Raw genomic sequence first — 12473 nt, 5'->3', positions numbered from 1 at the left:
GTCCCAGCGCGCGTCCGGTGCGGTCCCACGCCACGATCCGCCAGCACGATTGGACGCCGAAGATGAGGGTCATCACCATCGCCACCGACCTCGAACACCCCTTCCTGCGCAGACTGCTGGAACCGTCCTGCGAAGCGGCGGGACTCAGGCTGGTCGTCCTGGAGGGCACGCAGAAAGGTTTCCGGCCGAGGGACAAACGCGCGTTACTGACCGAATACCTCGACCGGCACGTGGCCCCCGACGAGTTGGTGATGTTCACCGACGCGTACGACACGCTCCTCCTGCGGGGGGCGGAGCACATCCTCGACACGTACGCGGGCTTCCCGCAACGTGTCGTGTTCAGTGCCGAGTCGAACTGCTGGCCGCTGGGCAACGTCGGCCTCGCCCTACACGACAGCCCGCCCGTGCGCCCGTACCCCTATCTCAACAGCGGTGGCTTCATCGGGCCGGCCGGCGACATCGTGGCCCTCTCCGCGAAGTACCCGAAGCCCCCCAGCGAGCACTTTCCCCTCCTGGGTCGCCTGAGGGCGCACGGCGTCGACCCGGACCGGCTGCACGCCACCAGCGACCAGTACCACTGGATGCTCGTCCAGCTCCTCGAACCGGACACCGTCGGGCTCGACCACGGTGCGGTCCTGTTCGAGAACTTCGCCCCGGCGGTCGCGAACTTCTGTGAGCTGTCCCGCTGGACGAGCGACTTCCGCGCCAACGGCCGGCAGGCGGCCAGCTACCGACGGGAGCGTACGAGGCTCGAGTCGCGGTTGCAGTCACCCAGCGGGGCCGCCCAGGTGCACTTCGCCTCCGCCCTGGCCAAGACGGTGGTCCTCGACCTCCTCGACGAGGGGCAGCTGCCCTCCTGGCTGGCGGGGGTGTTGCCGCGGTGAACGCCCGGCCGGAATACGAGGAGCGCCACCGCCCCTCCCTGCAACGCAACGAACTCCAACGCAACGACCTGCTGGCCATGCAGGCACTGGCCCCGCTGTCGCTGACGTACCTGCCGTGGAGCGCGAGCGCCATGCGGCCGAGCGGGGTCGTCGCGGTGCTCAACGAGATCCTGGTCAACCAGCGTCGGTCCGTCGTCGAGCTGGGCAGTGGCGTCTCCACCTTCTACATCGGCCGGCTCCTGCGGCAGCGGGGCGGGCACCTGTGGACCGTGGAGCACGACGAACGCTGGGCGGAACTGCTCGGTCAGGAGTTGGCGCGCGAGGGCCTCGGCGACGTGGTGACCGTGGTGCACGCCCCCCTGGTGCCGGTGGAGTCCCGCTGGCCGGACGAGGAGTCGACCTGGTACGAGCAGCGCCGTCTCGCGGAGATGACCGCGGGCCGGGCCGTCGACCTGCTCGTCGTCGACGGACCGCCCGCCTACCAGGCGGCGAACGCGCACGCCCGGCATCCCGCCGGGCCCTTCTTCGCCGCGCGGTTCGCCGAGGACTTCGCCGTCGTGCTCGACGACATCGACCGGCGTGGTGAACAGGACATCATGCGGTGCTGGGAAGACGAGATCGGGGTGACGTTCGAGCACCGCCCGACCAATGGCCGGATCGGCATCGGCCGGCCCGGACCGGCGTTCACCGTGTAGGAACGGCCGACCGGGAACGAGCCCCGCGCCACCGCCCGGCTCCGGCTTGACCTGGAGCGCACTCGAAAACCTAGCCTCGACCCGTGCACGACGTGACATCTGATGATGACCGTACGTATCGGGAGAGCCTGGTGAGCGAGCTCGGTCCACGCCGTCGCACCCTGGTGCTGGCGATCTGCTGCGCCAGCATGGTCCTGGTGGTGGTGGACATCTCCATCGTCAACACCGCCCTGCCCCGCATCCGCGACGATCTGGCCGTCACGGTGACCGGCCTGCAGTGGATCATCGACGCCTACACGTTGGTGCTGGCCGCCTTCCTCCTGCTGGCCGGTTCGACGGCGGACCGGGTCGGTCGGCGGCGGGTCTTCCAGACCGGCCTGCTGGTGTTCGGCGTCGGTTCGCTGCTGTGTGGCGTGTCGCCGGGCATCGGCTGGTTGGTCGCGGCGCGGGCCGTGCAGGCCGTCGGCGCGACCATGCTGAACCCCGTGGCGATGGCGATCGTGGCGGACACGTTCACCGTTCCCGCCGAACGGGCCAGGGCCATCGGCGTCTTCGGTTCGATGTCCGGCCTGTCGCTCGCGCTGGGTCCCGTCCTCGGCGGTGCGCTGATCGACAGCTTCGGCTGGCGCTCCATCTTCTGGGTCAACGTGCCGTTGGCGCTCGTCGCGTTCGCCCTCACCACGAGGTACGTTCCGGAGTCACGCGCGCCACGGCCCCGCCGGTTCGACCCGGTCGGCCAACTCCTGGTGATCGTGGTGCTCGGCAGCGTCGTCTACGCGGTCATCGGGTCCAACCGGCAGGGCTGGGCGGCACCGGTCATCGTGGGGCTGCTCGTCGTCGCCGCGCTGGCCACGGTGGGCCTGGTCGGGTACGAGGCCCGCCGGGCCGATCCACTGCTGCAGTGGCGGCTGTTCCGCAGTGTGCCGTTCAGCTCGGCGATCCTGATGGCCCTGTTCGGGCTTGCCGCCTTCGCGGCCTTCCTGTTCGTGACCACGCTCTACCTCCAACACGTACGGGGCATGTCGGCGCTGACCGCCGGGCTCAGCCTGCTGCCGGTCGGTGCGCTGATCGCGCTGCTCTCGCCGTACACCGGGACGGTGGTCGGGGCCCGTGGGCCGCGCCTGCCGCTGCTCGCCTCGGGGACGGCTCTCACGCTGGGCGGCCTCACGTCCCTGCTGATCGGGCCGGCCACCCCGCTCGTCGCCGTGCTCGCGAGCTATCTGCTCTTCGGCATCTTCCAGGGCACCCTCAACCCGCCGGTCACCAGCACCGCGATCGCCGGGATGCCGCGTTCGATGGCGGGGTTGGCCACCTCGCTCGCCTCGGCGGGCCGTCAGACCGGCACCACCCTGGGGGTCGCGGTCGCCGGCACGATGGTGGGGTCGGTCGGTGACGGCACCTCGTTCACCGACTCCACCCGGCCGGTGTGGTGGCTGGTGTCCGGTCTCGGCGTGGGCATCGCCGCCCTGGGGCTGCTCAGCACCGGCCGGTGGGCGAGGGGTACCGCTGCGCGGGCCGCCGCACGGTTCGCGGACGTCGACGGTACGGCGTCGGCGACCGGCGGGCATGGTTGACCGCCTCGCGCGGGGTCGGTGTCGGTCGGGGTGGTTAGCATCGCCCCATGATCGAGGAGTTGGTCCGCCAGGCGTCCGTCGGTGACGACGACGCGGTCGAGGAGTTGTCCCTGGTCGCGGACACCGAGCCGGGCAGGCTGACGCCGCACCTGGGCTCGCTGCTCGACCACGACGTGCTGTGGCCGGGAAAGCTGTACCGGGCGGCGGACGCCGACGTGGTGCGTCGGGTCGTCGCGCGCGTCGACGGGGGGCGGACACCGGAGCAGCTCAACCACCTGCTGGTCGCCCTGGCGCACACCGCCCACCCGCTGGCCGAGGACGCCCTGCGTCGCTGGTCGGCCCAGCCCCCGCCCGGCGCGGACACGCTGCACGTCGACATTTTGGACTACGCGCCCGAGGGCGGCTGGACGGTCGACCCGCAGGGCCACCGGCGCGACCTGTGCGGGGACACCGCGTACCGGTGGCTCATGCGCGAGGCACCACGGCGGCCGGACGGGGCGACCTGCCCGTGGTGCGCGTCGCCGCTGTGGACGGCTGCGGACCTCGACCATGCGGACCCCGCCGTCGGTGTCGCGTTGGCGCACACCGGCTGGTCCGGTCGCCTGGTGATCGAGACGTGCCACTTCTGCGCCTGTTACACGACGCTGTACAGCCGGGTCACGCCGGACGGCGGCACCGGCTGGTGGGCCGGTAACACCCGCCCCGACCATCTCGGCCCCGCCGGGGCGGAGGATCCGCCCGCGCTGCTGCCGGTCCCCGGGGCGGCCCGGGAGAGCCCCTATCAGGCCAGCGCGTGGGACCGGGGCGGTTCGACGCTTGGTGGCCGGCCCGACTGGATCCAGGACGCCGACCATCCCGACTGCCCCGGGTGCCGGCAGCCGATGGACTACGTCGGTCTGGTCGGCGGCGCGGACCTGGACGAGTACGGCGAGGGCGCCTACTACCTGCACCTGCACCGGCCGTGCGGGTTCGCCGCCGTCAACTACCAGCAGAGCTGACCTGCGTCACCCCTGCCGTCGCGCGACGGCGGGGGCGAGCGTCTGCGCGCACCACTGCCGGAACGTGGTTCCGCCGCCCCCGTCGGGTGCGGGCGGGTAGACGCCGGCGGCCTGCGCCCGGGCCATCTCGACCATGGCGTCGACGACCGCCGGGCTCGCTCCGGCCGCCGTGTACCGGGCGCGGTACTCGTCGAACGTGGCCCGGTGGTAGGTGACCGGCCGGCCGAGCGTCTCGGAGATGATCTGTGCCAGTTCGCGGGGAGTGTGGTCGACGGGTTGCCGGACGGGGACGCCGGCCTGGCCGGTCCAGGTGCGGTCGGTGAGCAGTGCCGTCGCCGCGTCGGCGATGTCGGCGGTGGCGACGGCGGGCAGCGGCGCGTCGGGGTCGGCGGGGAGCACGAACCTGCCCTCGTCACGGATCAGGTCGACCTGGCGTAGCAGGTTCTCCATGAAGAACGGTGGCTGCAGCGAACGGTAGGCGGCGTCGCTGGCCTCCAGCGCCGAGTCCATCGCCCAGGCCGCCGCGAGCAGCCCCGACGGGCCGGTGAAGCCCCGGCCGAGGGAGGAGACCGCGACGACCCGGGGTAGGCCGTGGGCCCGGACGGCGGCTGCGATCGGGCGGGCGAAGCCGAGGTAGTGCCCGGTCACGTCCGGGGTGGTGTAGTCCGGTGGCACGAGCACGAACAACGCCTCGGCGTCGGCCAGCGCGGTGTCGAGCACGGCGGGGTCGGCGTGGGAGCCGACGACCACCTCGGCGTCGGCGCGCAGGTGCTCGGGCAGGCGGGCGGGGTCGCGGGCGACGAGGCGCAGCGGCGCTCCGGTGTCGTGCAGGCGGGCGGCGACGGCGGCACCGATGGTGCCGGTGGGGGTCGTGACGACGATCATGACGCCCATCGTCACGCGGTGGGCGGCACGGGGAGAAGGACCGGTTCGGGCGCGATCATTACCCTGGAGGCATGAATCCCGTGGAGTCGAGGGCGCTGCGATACTTCGTGGCCGTCGCCGAGGAACTCAACTTCACCCGGGCGGCCCGCCGGATCGGCATCGCCGCACCGGCGCTGTCCAGGGCGGTCGCTGGCCTGGAGACGGAGCTCGGGGTGCGGCTGTTCGCGCGCACCACCCGCAGCGTCAGTCTCACCGAGGTGGGCGCGCTGCTCCTGGCCGACGCACGGGCGGCGCTGGTCGCCCTCGACGCCGCCACCCTGCGGGCCCGACGGGCGGCCGGGGTGACGGACGGCAGGCTGGTGCTCGCGGTGAAGGCCGACGTCGAGGCGGGGCTGCTGGAGGACATGCTCGCGGCGTACGCTGCCGAGCCGGCGGCGGTGCCGGTCGAGGTGGTGTTCACCGGCTGGCGGGAACAGCCCCGGCTGCTGCGCGCGGGCGAGGCCGACGTGGCGATCGTCCTCGAGCCGTTCGACACCGAGGGGCTGGACGTCGAGGCGCTGCTGCGCGAGCCGCAGGTGCTGGCGCTGCCGACCGGTCACCCGCTCGCCGGGCCGCCCCGGCTACGGCTGGCCGACATCGAGGCCGGGCACCAGCAGGTCGTCCCCGGCGCGTACGTCTACGTCCGCCACGGTGAGCAGCGGCCGCCGTTCGGGGACATGGTGCAGATGCTGCGGCAGATCGAACTCGGACGGATGGTCGCGCTGCTGCCCGCCTCGGTGGCCGCGCGCAACGCCCGGCCGCAGTTGACGTGGCGGCCGGTCGAGGACGCGCCGGAGGCCGCCTTCGCGGTGACCTGGCCGCGGCATTCGCATTCGCTGGCGGTGGCGGCGTTCGTCCGGATCGCCACCGCCGTCGCCGCCGACCGCCCGGCCGACGCCTGTGCGCTGCGGGCCGCCGGGGTGCCCGGCACCGGACGGGTGCGGGTCGCCCTCTGACCGGCCGGAGCGGTCGCGCCGGGCAACAGGGAATCGAGGCGTCCGCCACCAGGGGTGGCCACCCGCGCCGGTGTCGCGCGGATGGCCACCTGTCGTACCGGAGGGGTGCGGTGAACCCGGCGGCCCGGCGGGCGGGCTGTGGGCCGGGGCAGCCCGTCGTCGGGGCTCAGCCCGCGATCGCGGCCCGGAAGTACCAGCCGTTGTACTGGCTGTCGGGCAGGGTGCGGTAGACGCAGCTGTTGGCCACCTCACCCCAGTAGCTGGCGTCGATGCGGTACTGCTCGCACTCCTCGTACGTGGCGAAGGCCCCGTTCCAGTCGAACGGCACGGCGGCGGCCGGGGCCGGCTGGACGGTGAAACTGACGGCGGCCGCCGCGGTGGCGACCACCGCGAGTCGGGTGAACCGGCGGCGCATCGGCTGGGACATGGGGGGTCCTTCCGCAGGGGTGACGGGACTGTGACCGATCGTAGATCCACAGTGGCCGATCACCGATCCACCGTTCGGGCAGGCCCCGGGAGGCAGGCGCGGGGCGGCCGGGCCGCCCCGCGCCGGCACGGGAGGTGTCAGTCCTGGACGCCCACGTGGAAGTTGAAGACCGCACCGTTGCGGGTGAGGATGAGGTTCCACTTCCCGCCGTTCTTCAACACCACCGGGTTGGAGTTCGGATACCGCTGGAGGAACCAGTCCTCCAACCGCTGCGCCTGCGCGGCGGCGAGCACCCCGACCTCCCCGATCGCCGCCGCCTGGTGCGGTTCCTGGTTGCAGCCGGCGTTGAACCGGTAGCTGGTGTCGCGGTTCCACCGGCCGCTGCCGAGCATCGTGACCGTCACCGGGCCGGATTGCTGGAACGCCAACTGCGGGACCGCGGGGTCGGCGACGACCACGTCGGGTGGCGTCTCCAGGGACGGGAACGGCACGGCCACCGTCTCGATGACGGCCTGCGATGCCCAGTTGAAGTCGACCTCGAACGGCATGCCCATCCTCCTGACCGGGGTGTCCCGTCCGCCGGCCTGTCGCGACGGCACGTCGACGTGACCCATCATGGGTGGGACCCCAAGTCACATGGCGGCCACTGTCCGTGCCCGGACACTGCCGACCAACCGACAGCGTCCGGCACGGACCCGGCCCCGGCGGGCGGTGGCGACGCCGACCCTCGGTGACAGGCCGGTCGTCGCGCCACCGGCCGTCGTCAGCAGGCGGCGCGCTGGCCGGAGTAGTGGACGCCGATCCGGCCGACCACGGTCAGGTCGGTCAGGGCGGTGTCGGCGGCGCGGTTGACGTAGCAGGAGTACCGGTGCTGGTTGATCACCTCGAGGTGGATGTGCGCGCCGCTGTCCCCGTTGACCTGGTAGCAGCTGGAGTACCGGAACCGGCCGGTCTCACCGAGCTTGGTCCACGGGCCGACCGAGGCCCCGACGACGACACCGCCGGGTTTGTTGTTCACGTGCATCACGTCCGCCCGGCCGATGATCCCACCGGTCGTGGTGTCCCGGGCTTCGAGTCCGATCCGGTAGCCGCCGTCGGCGAGGTTGCCGGTCGCGCAGCCCGGACGGACGGTGACCACGGTGACCGCGACCGGGTGCCCGGCCGCCGTCTTGGTGCCGAACGGGGAGACGACGGTGGCTCCCGGGTTGCGGTAGATGTCGACCGCCCAGTCGTTGGTGTAGCCCCAGTTGCCGAACACGATGTGGTGGTTGGCCGGCCCGGACCCGCCGAACCTGTTCCAGGTGGACGAGCCCTGGATCGGCGGGTACACCGCGATCGCGTCGGCGGTGTCGTGCGCGACGGCCGGGGTCGCCGGTACGGCGACGGCTCCCAGCACGAGCGCGAGTGCACCGAGCGTACGGGCGATGCGGAACCTCATCGTGCCTCCGAAAGGGTGTGCGGAGCGGAACGAAACCACCTCGCCGATCGACGAGAGTGGATGAGGATACCGCCTGCGGCGGGAGGTCGGCAGCCGCCGACGTCGCAGCCGTGCCGGGCCGTGCGGGTCGCCCGGCTCAGGGCGTGAGCAGCTCCCACAGGTGCGGGTTCCGGGTCAGGTGCAGCAGCCGCTCCGCCAGCCGTCGGTGGGCCGGGGTGTGCGTCGGGGCGCCCCACAACGGCGCGGTGCTCATGCCGTCCGCCGCCGCCACCACGAGCGCCAGCACCTCGGCGGGCAGCCCGTCGGCGGCGAGGGCCGCCGCCAGCCGTTCCGCGTCGGCCCGGGCGAGTTCGGCGACCGCGGGCACCGTCATGAGCTGGGTGATCAGCGACAGCGATGCGCGTACCGTGGCGTCGTCGGCGGGCGCCACCGCCGCGCGCAGGTAGGCCCGGGTCAGTCGTCCCGGTGCGGTGTCGCTGGGGTCCAGCGCGGCGTCGATGCTCGCCTGGAAGGCGGCGAGCTGATCGCGCGCCAACTCGGCGATCAGCTCGTCCTTGCTGGCGAAGTGGTAGATCAGGCCGCCCTTGGACACGCCGGCGAAGCGGGCGATGTCGTCCAGCGAGGCATGGATCCCCCGGGCGCGGACGGCGTCCGCGGCGGCGTCCAGCAGGGCACGTCGGGTGTCCTGCGGCGACCGGCCGGCTGTGCGTCCCACGGCGACACCGTACCTACGGCCGCGTGGGACGCGGTGAGGGGATGAGCACCCAGGCCAGCACCGCCGCGCCGAGGGTCAGCGCCGCGGCGAGCGACGAGGTGACCTGCACGCCGGTGATGAACGCGTCCCGCGCCCCGGCGGCGGCCTGCGGCGGCAGCACCTGCAACGCCGAGCCCAGCGAGTCACGGACCCGGGCCGCGTCGGCGGCCGGCAGCCCGGACGGAACGCTCACCGCGTGCCGGTAGACCAGCGACAGCAGGGAGCCCAGCACCGCGATGCCCAGCACCACGCCGAGTTCGTTGGCGGTCTCGGTGATCGCCGAGACGGAACCGGCCTTGCGCGGGGGCGCGGCCGAGATGATGGCGTCGCCGGTCAGGGTCATCGCCAGCCCGATGCCGAGGCCGATGGGCACGAGCGCCAACCCCAGCCACAGGTACGGCGCGTGCGCGGCGACCGCCACCCCGGCCAGCCCCGCGGCGGCCAGGCCCAGGCCGAGCGCGATGGCCCGGCCCCGGCCGAAGCGGGCCACGACCGCAGCGATGATCACGACGACGACGATCGAGGCCAGGGTCGCGGGCAACTCGGCCAGTCCCGCCTGCAACGGGCCGAACCCCCTGGCGAACTGGAGGTACTGCGAGAAGAAGAACAGCATGCCGACCAGCGCGAAGATGGCGATGACGTTGGCGACGACCGCCCCGAGGAACGCCGGGTTGCCGAACAGCTCGACGTCGAGCATGGGCTGTTCCAGCCGCCGCTGCCGCCGCACGAACAGCACCCCGGCGGTCACGCCGACCAGCAGGCAGGACACCGTCACGCCGTCGACGCCGGCCCCGACCACGTGCTTGACCGCGTACACCAGCGGCACGACCGCCGCCATGGACAGCACCGCGGAGGGGACGTCGAAGCGGCCCGGTCGCGGGTCGCGGGACTCCGGGAGCAGCAGCAAGCCCGAGACCACCACCAGGACCATCACCGGGACGTTGATGAGGAACACCGAGCCCCACCAGAAGTGCTCCAGCAGGAACCCGCCCACCAGCGGCCCGACCGCCGACCCGGCCCCGAAGGCGGTGGACCAGATGGCGATCGCCCGGGTCCGTTCGCCGCTGTCGGGGAAGATGTTGCGGATCAGCGACAGGGTGGACGGCATCAGCGTCGCGCCGGCCACACCGAGCAGCAGACGTGCCCCGATCAGCGCCGGCGCGCTGGGGGCGAACGCGGCCAGCAGCGACGCCGCACCGAACGCCACCGAACCGACCAGCAGGACCCGTTTGCGCCCGAACCGGTCGGCCAGGTTGCCCATCAGCACCAGCAGCCCCGCCAGGGTCAGCGAGTAGACGTCACCGATCCAGAGGACCTGTTCCGCGGTCGGTGCCAGGCTCGCGGTCAGCGCCGGCACCGCCAGCGAGAGCACCGTCCCGTCGACGGCGAGCAGCAGCACCGCCGCGGCCAGCACGGCCAGCGCCGCCCACCGTCGGCGGGTGGACAGCACCGGAGCGGGAACCGGGGTCGAGGACGTGATCACGCCGGAACTGTACCGACCAGCCGGTACAGTTTGTCAGGGTGACGTACCGCACCCCCGGCTGCCGGCCCAGCCGCTCCCGGCGCGATCACCGCAGCAGCGCCACCGGGCCCGCCGCCCGCGGTGTGGGCGGTGTGCGGCACTCCATCGTCTGCCGGATGGCAGGGTGGAACGCATGGACAGGAAGCATGTCGACGACTGGCTCGTCGCCTACGAGCGGGCCTGGCGGACGGCGGGTACGGACACCCTCGGCGCGCTCTTCACCGAGGACGCGAGCTACCAGCAGGGGCCCTACCTGACCCCCGTGGTGGGTCTGCCGGCCATCGCCCGGATGTGGGAGGCGCAGCGCAAGGGCCCCGATGAGGTGTTCCGGATGACCAGCGCGATCGTCGCGGTCGACGGCGACACCGCCGTGTCCCGCCACGAGGTGCACTACGGCAACCCGGTCACGCAGGAGTACCGCGACCTGTGGGTGATGCGCTTCGCCGACGACGGGCGGTGCCGGTCGTTCGAGGAATGGCCGTTCTGGCCGGGTCGGCAGCCGCCCGGGGTGCCGTCGGGATCGTGACGGCGCCCGGCCGCCCGGGTCGGCCGCCGGCTCCCGGGACGTGCCCGGTGGTCGCCGGTCGCGGCCGGTCAGGCCCGCGACCGGAACGGGGCGAGCGTGGCGCGGATCGTCTCGGCGGCACCCCAGTCGTCGTCGAACTGGGCCAGCACCGCCAGGTGTTGCCGCAGTTGGATGATCGGCATGCGGTCCCGCCAGCCGGCGTCGAGGCCGGTCAGCTCGGCATAGACGGCGAAGAACCGACGCGACTGCGGTGGCGCAGCCGTGGTCCACAGGTGGGCCAGGTCCACCTCTGCCCACAGGTACGACACCGCCGGGTCGATCAACGCCGCCTGTCCGTCCCCGGTGGACAGCACGTTCTGCGACCAGAGGTCGCCGTGCGTCAGGCACGCCGGCCGGTCCGGCAGCAGCTCGGGCAGCCGGGCGCACAGCCGTTGCATCGCGGCCCGGTCGGCGGCACCGAGCGCCGCCTCGACCCGGGGCTCGGAGAGCCAGCGCAGCAGACGGCGTTCGGCGAAGAAGGCGAAGCCGTCGTCGGCCCAGGTGTTGACCTGCCGGCGACGCCCCAACCAGTTGTCGCGGTGCCAGCCGAAGCGGGGGTGGACGGTGCTGGTGTGCAGGTGGGCGAGCGCGTGAGCGAACCGCTCCCAGAAGGCCCCGTCCTGCGGCCTCGGCGACAACAGCGACAGCACCAGCAGTTCGTGGTTCGCCACGAGCACGTCGGGGGTCGCCAGGCCGCCCAGTTCCCGCAGGGCCGTCAGCCCGTCGGCCTCCGCGACGAACGCGTCGCCGTCGGGTGGATCGGCGAAGGTCTTGACGAAGACCGGTGGCGCGTCCCTGCGGTGGGCGATCCCGGCGAGCGCGGCGAGGCCACCGCTCACCGGCTCGACGGTGACGACGTCACCGATCCCGGCCCGCACCAACCGTTCGGCGAGCAGATCCGTCGCGGGCATCGGTGCGCTCCGTCCGGGTCGGGGTGCGGCGGGTCCACCATGGCATGCCCCGTCGCGCACCGCAGCCCCGCCGGCCGGTCGACGCCGCACGGGCACGACCCGGGTGGCGCGGGTACGCCGGACCGAACCGGGTGGCAGGCCCGGCCCGGCCCCGGTCACCCGCCGGTGCCCTCCTGCGCGCCGTCGTGCTGGTCGCCGTCCAGGTAGACGTGCTGGTGGCCGTGGCCGGCGTCGACGTTGACCTGATCGAGTTGGGTGGCGGCGACGGACCAGGCGGCGGCGGCCTGCTCCGCCTGCCGTTTCGCCAGTGCCGTCAGCGCCGCCCGCTGCGCGGGTGGCCCGGTGACCGCGAGGAGGTACGACTCGACGGCCAGGGACGTCTGCTCCACGGCGCCACGCAGACCACCGCGTGCCACGTTGGTTGCCGTGCTGCCCGACGGTGGGTCGGCGAACGGCTCCGCCGCCCGCAGCACGGTCTGCTGCCACTGGCGTGCCTGCTGCTGGTCGGCGGTCGACCCGGCCCGCAGGGCGTCGAGCACGGGGGTGATCTCGTCGCGGAGGCGTCGGGCGGTGGCCGTCAGCTCGGTGATCTGCTGGGCGTCCCGCTTCGCCTCGGCCCGGCGCAGCTCGGCGATGGTCGACTCGGTGGCGTCCGGTCGACCGACCGTGTATCCGATGCCGCCGCCGACGAGGGCGACGACGAGGCCGATCGCGGCGACGACGGCGAGCCGGGACGTCCGGCGGCGTGGTGAAGGCGACGCGGCCAGCAGATACGAGGGCCTACCGGTACGACGCGACACGTCATCTCCCTGCTCGACGGGACTT

General features: G+C 73.1%; 14 protein-coding genes. 6 read left to right on the top strand and 8 right to left on the bottom strand.

Features of this window, described 5'->3' with window-relative positions:
• The first annotated feature begins 62 nt into the window (after positions 1-62).
• The 4 genes from AB0B63_RS20970 to AB0B63_RS20955 all read left to right on the top strand — a co-directional run bounded on the left by AB0B63_RS20970 (position 63) and on the right by AB0B63_RS20955 (position 4151).
• Positions 63-884, top strand: coding sequence for a glycosyltransferase domain-containing protein (locus AB0B63_RS20970; protein ID WP_357021179.1), 822 nt, complete (start codon positions 63-65; stop codon positions 882-884).
• A complete protein-coding gene (locus tag AB0B63_RS20965) occupies positions 881-1579 on the top strand; it encodes a class I SAM-dependent methyltransferase (RefSeq protein WP_357021176.1) in 699 nt (232 codons plus the stop codon). The genes AB0B63_RS20970 and AB0B63_RS20965 overlap by 4 nt, the downstream gene beginning before the upstream one ends.
• Before the next feature lie 131 nt (positions 1580-1710).
• Positions 1711-3153, top strand: coding sequence for a DHA2 family efflux MFS transporter permease subunit (locus tag AB0B63_RS20960; RefSeq protein WP_357021173.1), 1443 nt, complete (start codon positions 1711-1713; stop codon positions 3151-3153).
• Between the two features lie 47 nt (positions 3154-3200).
• Complete coding sequence (locus AB0B63_RS20955) at positions 3201-4151, top strand: hypothetical protein (RefSeq protein ID WP_357021170.1); 951 nt, start codon at positions 3201-3203, stop codon at positions 4149-4151.
• Positions 4152-4157: 6 nt separating this feature from the next.
• On the opposite strand, the gene AB0B63_RS20950 is transcribed toward AB0B63_RS20955, so the two are convergent.
• On the bottom strand, positions 4158-5036 hold the full coding sequence (locus AB0B63_RS20950; RefSeq protein WP_357021167.1) for an NAD(P)H-binding protein: 879 nt from the start codon (positions 5034-5036) through the stop codon (positions 4158-4160).
• Positions 5037-5107: 71 nt separating this feature from the next.
• Here AB0B63_RS20950 and AB0B63_RS20945 point away from each other — a divergent pair, with 71 nt between their 5' ends.
• Entirely contained in the window at positions 5108-6031 is a 924-nt protein-coding gene (locus AB0B63_RS20945; RefSeq protein WP_357021164.1) for a LysR family transcriptional regulator, read from the top strand.
• Positions 6032-6197: 166 nt separating this feature from the next.
• Here the strand turns inward: AB0B63_RS20945 and AB0B63_RS20940 are convergent, their stop codons facing one another.
• From AB0B63_RS20940 to AB0B63_RS20920, 5 genes are all read right to left on the bottom strand, one after another.
• A complete protein-coding gene (locus AB0B63_RS20940; protein WP_357021161.1) occupies positions 6198-6458 on the bottom strand; it encodes a hypothetical protein in 261 nt (86 codons plus the stop codon).
• 137 nt (positions 6459-6595) lie between these two features.
• Positions 6596-7006 carry a hypothetical protein gene (locus AB0B63_RS20935; RefSeq protein WP_357021157.1) on the bottom strand — a complete coding sequence of 137 codons (411 nt, stop codon included), beginning with the start codon at positions 7004-7006 and terminating at the stop codon, positions 6596-6598.
• Positions 7007-7221: 215 nt separating this feature from the next.
• Positions 7222-7896, bottom strand: a complete 675-nt coding sequence (locus AB0B63_RS20930) for a hypothetical protein (RefSeq protein WP_208570517.1) — start codon at positions 7894-7896, stop codon at positions 7222-7224.
• Between the two features lie 136 nt (positions 7897-8032).
• Positions 8033-8611, bottom strand: a complete 579-nt coding sequence (locus AB0B63_RS20925) for a TetR/AcrR family transcriptional regulator (protein ID WP_357021152.1) — start codon at positions 8609-8611, stop codon at positions 8033-8035.
• 13 nt (positions 8612-8624) lie between these two features.
• Entirely contained in the window at positions 8625-10133 is a 1509-nt protein-coding gene (locus AB0B63_RS20920; protein WP_357021149.1) for an MFS transporter, read from the bottom strand.
• 172 nt (positions 10134-10305) lie between these two features.
• Between AB0B63_RS20920 and AB0B63_RS20915 the strand changes: the two genes are divergently transcribed.
• The gene (locus AB0B63_RS20915) at positions 10306-10698 is read left to right on the top strand and encodes a nuclear transport factor 2 family protein (protein WP_357021146.1); all 393 of its coding nucleotides are present in this window, start codon (positions 10306-10308) and stop codon (positions 10696-10698) included.
• 68 nt (positions 10699-10766) lie between these two features.
• On the opposite strand, the gene AB0B63_RS20910 is transcribed toward AB0B63_RS20915, so the two are convergent.
• The gene (locus tag AB0B63_RS20910) at positions 10767-11648 is read right to left on the bottom strand and encodes a fructosamine kinase family protein (RefSeq protein ID WP_357021143.1); all 882 of its coding nucleotides are present in this window, start codon (positions 11646-11648) and stop codon (positions 10767-10769) included.
• Between the two features lie 155 nt (positions 11649-11803).
• Positions 11804-12448 (bottom strand): hypothetical protein, encoded by a 645-nt coding sequence (locus AB0B63_RS20905; protein WP_357021140.1) that lies wholly within the window; start codon positions 12446-12448, stop codon positions 11804-11806.
• Between the last annotated feature and the right edge of the window lie 25 nt (positions 12449-12473).

The sequence above is a fragment of the Micromonospora sp. NPDC049081 genome (genome assembly GCF_040648835.1).
Classification (GTDB): Bacteria; Actinomycetota; Actinomycetes; order Mycobacteriales; family Micromonosporaceae; genus Micromonospora; species Micromonospora antibiotica.
Note: the sequence above shows the minus strand (reverse complement) of the source record. Positions and strands in the feature narration are given on the sequence as shown.